We start from the raw sequence: 4,292 nt of genomic DNA on the forward strand, positions 1-4,292 counted from the left end.
CCTCCTCGCCGTGGGCGGAGATGTGGAGCAAATTGCCAATTTGCTCCACGCGGGTGGGGATGAATCGCCGCATCGTCGCGCGGGGCGAAACCCCCGCGCTGAAAGAACAAAGCCCCTTCGGGGCTTCGCGCCTTCAGCCCGATGCTTTAGCGTCGGGCGACGAGGAACCGCGAATCCACGCGAATGGACGCGAATCCGCCCCTAGCCCGCAGGACTTCGCCCGTTCAGCCCGATGCTTTGGCGTCGGGCGGGGTGGGGTGAAGGCGCACCTCACCCCCGGCCTTCGGCCGTCCTCCTCGCCGTGGGCGGAGATGTGGAGCAAATTGCCAATTTGCTCCACGCGGGTGGGGATGAATCGTCGCATCGTCGCGCGGGGCTGAACCCCCGCGCTGAACGGGCGCAGCGTGCCGCGGGACCGCGCTCAGCGCCCGTGATGCTCGTGTCCGGGGGGCGCCAGGCGGGCGAAGGCTGTGATGACCGCCTCGCTGAGCGCGGGGTGGATGACCTGGGAATCGGCCAGCGGCGTGTACGACTGATCGCCCGCGTTCATGATGTACACGATTTGCTGCACCAGGATGGCCGCGTCGGTGCCGACGATGTGGCAGCCCAGGATTTTCCCCGTCTCCTGCTCCACGATCACCTTGACCAGGCTATCCTCCTCGCCCATGGCGTAGCCCTTCGTTACGTCGGTGTAACGGGCGCGCCCGACCAGAATCTTGCGCCCGGCGGCCAGGGCCTGCGCCTCGGTCATGCCCACCGAGCCGACCTGCGGGTAGCCGAACACGGCATGGGGCACTGCGTGGAAGTCCATCGGGTGGCGATGTCCCGTGGCGATGGCGTGCCACACGGCGTCGGCCTCGTGGTTGGCCGTGTGGCGGAACATGTGCTTGCCGATGGCGTCGCCCAGCGCCCAGATGTTGGGCTTGGTCGTCTCCAGGTACTCGTTGACGACAATCCACCCGTCCTTGTCGGTCTGGACGCCGGTCTTCTCGGGCTTCAGCAGGTCGGCGTTGGATCGCCTCCCCACGGCCAGCAGAATCTCATCGGCGGCGAAGTCGTAGGTCTCACCGTCGCTGCGGTCGCGGGCGGTTACGACTTTCTTGCCGTTGGCTTTGGCAACCCTGACAACCTCAAAGTTGGTGTGAATCTCCGCATACTTGGAGAATCGGCGGCGGACGATCTCCGATATCTCCGGCTCTTCTTCCTTCAGCAGGCGCGGATTGCGCCCCAGGATGGTAACCTTCGTCCCCATAGCCGAGAAGAAGTGGCCGTACTCGCAGGCGATGTAGCCCCCGCCGATGATGACAAGGCTTTCCGGCGGCTTCTGTAGGTTCAGCACGGACACGTTGTCCAGATAGCCCGCCTCGCGCAGCCCTTCCACGGGCGGCACCAGGGGCCTTGCGCCCGAGGCGATGAGGATTTTGGGCGCGGTGATGGTCTCCTTGCCGACGCGCAGGGTGTAGTCGCCGACGAATTCGCCCGTCCCGCGGTACACCTTGGGGTTGGCAGAGTGGGCCAGGGCGCGCTCCATCTCCTCTCGCCCCTCGTCCACGTAGGCGCGCATCCGCCGCATGATGAGGGCGAAGTCCACCCTGGAGACGCTGCCGTGTACCCCGATGGCGGCGGCGTCCTCAAGGGCGCGGACGACGTCGGCGGGGTACAGCAGAATCTTGGTGGGAATGCACCCGTTGTTCAGGCAGGTTCCGCCGAGGGGGCCGTGCTCCACGACGGCGACGCGCATGCCGTGGGCTGCCGCGTTCGCGGCCACGTTCATCCCGGCGCCCGAGCCAATGACGATGAGATCGTATTTGCGCATGATGGTCTCCTTGCTACAAGGGTTTGCTGCCGCCAGATTCATATTGTGCAGGGCGGCTGTGCGGTTCGGCCCCGCACGGACTGCGGAAATGTCGCGGGCATGTGCTATCCGCACTCGGGCGAAGTGCCCAAACCCGTCTCTCGGAGTATCTGGTCAAACTTGTCTAGCAATGGCTCAGACAAGGCATCAGAGAAATCCCGAAGCCACGTGCGCGTGTAAGCCAGGTCCACGCTGGAGTTCTTTAGTAGCATCGCGCGGACGTCTTCTAGGTCTCGTGGGCGGCCGGCGACGATCTTGTGGATAATCACATCTTCCAGCGACGCGAAGCGCACGTCGGCCTCGCCAACCCGCACCCTGCGAACCCTCTCTAGGGCTTGCCGCTCATACGGTGAAAAGGAGAAAACGAAGTCCACGCGGATGCCGGTAGTCGGGTCTTCACATGGAAGCACCAGGGTTTTGCGCGTGAACGTATCCGGGTTGACCAGAGGTTTGAGCCCTGCTCCTTGCGCCAGCCCCAGTACGTCGGTCAATCGGTCCAAGCCCGCTCCGAGGGTGATGTCAATATCTTTCGTCAGCCGCGGTTCCCCGTACAAGAGCACGGCCTGGCCACCGATGATCATGTACGGGATGCCCGCCTCATCCAGCGCGAGCGCGATCTTCTCCAGCAAGGCCGTGAACACGCATCACCTCCGCCACACGGATGTCCACGTCAATCCCGTCCAGTGGGTCGCGGAGCGGAAATACGCCCAGCGCCCGCGCCTCGGCCAGGAGCGCTTCAACGATCCGCAGATTGCGGAAGTAGTCGGGTACCTGGCTCCGTATCTGGTTGTCTTCAAATTGCTGCATCATGCACCAGTTCCTCTGCATCGCCTGCCCTCATCTTACCCATCGCCATTGTAGCGGCATTCGCGGGCGCGGTCAAGCGGGGTTCGCCGGCACTCTACGGCCAGGCCACCCGCCTGTGCTACAATGCGTTTCACCGGGGAGCACGCCGAGCGCTACGCGGTGAAAGAACCCCCGGCGGCTAGGGGTAGCCGTGCTACACGTCTGGCAATGACCGGCGCCCGACTCACTTTGCCTGCGCTCCTGCCTGTGCTACAATGAGATTCACCGCTGAGGACGCAGAGACCGCCGAGACATACAGGCTTCCTCTGCGCTCTCCGCGTGCTCCGCGGTGAAAGAACGCGAAGGACGAGTCCATGCCGATACGCCTGTTGCCGCCTGAAATCGCCAACAAGATCGCCGCCGGCGAGGTGGTGGAACGCCCCGCCTCGGTGGTGAAGGAACTGGTGGAGAACGCGCTGGACGCGGGCGCTACCGAGATTCAGATTGAGGCCCGCGAGGGGGGCCGCCGCCTGATCCGCGTCGCCGACAACGGGAGCGGCATCTCCGCCCGCGAGGCCGAACTGGCCTTCGCCCGCCACGCCACCAGCAAGATCGCATCGGTGGAGGACCTGGCGGCCATCCGCACGCTGGGCTTTCGGGGCGAGGCGCTGGCGAGCATCGCGGCCGTGTCGCGGGTGTCCTTGCTGACGCGCGCGGCGGAGGACGAGGTGGGCACGTTCCTGCGGGTGGAGGGCGGGCAAATTACCCTACGCGAGGGCCGCGCCAGCCCCCGCGGGACAACCGTAACGGTGGAGAACCTGTTCTACAACGTGCCCGCGCGCCTGAAGTTCCTCAAGGCCGACGCCACCGAGTCGGCCCATATCGCCAACGTGGTAACGCGGTACGCCATCGCCTTTCCCGAGGCGCGGTTCTCGCTGGTGCGCGACGGGCGGCTTACCTTCCAGTCGCCCGGCAGCGGCAGGCTGGTGGACGTGCTGGCGAAGGTGTTTGGCGCGGACACGGCCACGCGCCTGTTGCCGGTGGACCCCGCCGACGATCCGGGCCTGTCGCCCGACGCCGCGGTGCGCGTGTACGGCTACATCGGCGAGCCTGCGCTCAACCGGTCGGACCGCGACGGGATGATGTTCTTCGTCAACCGCCGTTGGGTGCAGGATCGCTCCCTGGCCTATGCCGTCATCCAGGCGTACCACACCTTGCTGCCGGAGGGCCGATTTCCCGTGGCCGTGCTCCTGCTGGAGATGGATCCGTCCGAGGTGGACGTGAACGTCCATCCCGCCAAGAGCGAGGTGCGGTTCCGCAGTCCGTCGTTAGTCTTCGCGGAGACGCAGCGGGCCGTGCGCCGCACCCTCATCGCGCGGGCGCCCGTGCCGGAAATGCAGGTGGACCAGCCGGCCATCTCCGCCGACAGCGGGAGCGCCGAGCGGTTCCGCACGCTGAGCCAGTTGGGGCTTGAGGCCCAACGCACGGGCGACACGGAAGCCGTCCGCACACCGGTTTTTGCGGTGCCGGAGCGGCCCGATCCCGCCGCCCGCCGACTGCCGCCCCTGCGCGTGCTGGGCCAGTTGGCGCAGATGTACATCATCGCCGAAGGCCCCGATGGCCTGTACCTCATTGACCAGCACGCGGCCCA

The 4,292-nt window shown here is 66.0% G+C and carries 3 protein-coding genes and 1 pseudogene (1 of these 4 running past the window's edge); 1 reads left to right on the forward strand and 3 read right to left on the reverse strand.

Features of this window, described 5'->3' with window-relative positions; all coding sequences use genetic code 11:
• Positions 1-421: 421 nt before the first annotated feature.
• The 3 genes from H5T65_13670 to H5T65_13680 form a co-directional block, all read right to left on the reverse strand.
• Complete coding sequence (locus H5T65_13670) at positions 422-1,816, reverse strand: dihydrolipoyl dehydrogenase (GenBank protein ID MBC7260278.1); 1,395 nt, start codon at positions 1,814-1,816, stop codon at positions 422-424.
• Between the two features lie 104 nt (positions 1,817-1,920).
• Positions 1,921-2,496, reverse strand: a complete 576-nt coding sequence (locus tag H5T65_13675; protein MBC7260279.1) for a nucleotidyl transferase AbiEii/AbiGii toxin family protein — start codon at positions 2,494-2,496, stop codon at positions 1,921-1,923.
• Positions 2,453-2,683, reverse strand: a complete 231-nt coding sequence (locus tag H5T65_13680; protein ID MBC7260280.1) for a hypothetical protein — start codon at positions 2,681-2,683, stop codon at positions 2,453-2,455. The genes H5T65_13675 and H5T65_13680 overlap by 44 nt, the downstream gene beginning before the upstream one ends.
• Before the next feature lie 332 nt (positions 2,684-3,015).
• On the opposite strand from H5T65_13680, the pseudogene mutL reads away from it, so the two are divergent.
• Positions 3,016-4,292: pseudogene (gene mutL / locus H5T65_13685) on the forward strand (DNA mismatch repair endonuclease MutL); it runs 139 nt beyond the window's last position.

Source organism: Chloroflexota bacterium (assembly GCA_014360805.1).
Taxonomy (GTDB): Bacteria; Chloroflexota; Anaerolineae; order DTLA01; family DTLA01; genus DTLA01.

Coding starts and splice junctions, on each gene's coding strand:
- H5T65_13670 (MBC7260278.1), bottom strand. CDS start 1,816: ATGCGCAAATACGATCTCATCGTCATTGGCTCGGGCGCCGGGATGAAC.
- H5T65_13680 (MBC7260280.1), bottom strand. CDS start 2,683: ATGCAGAGGAACTGGTGCATGATGCAGCAATTTGAAGACAACCAGATA.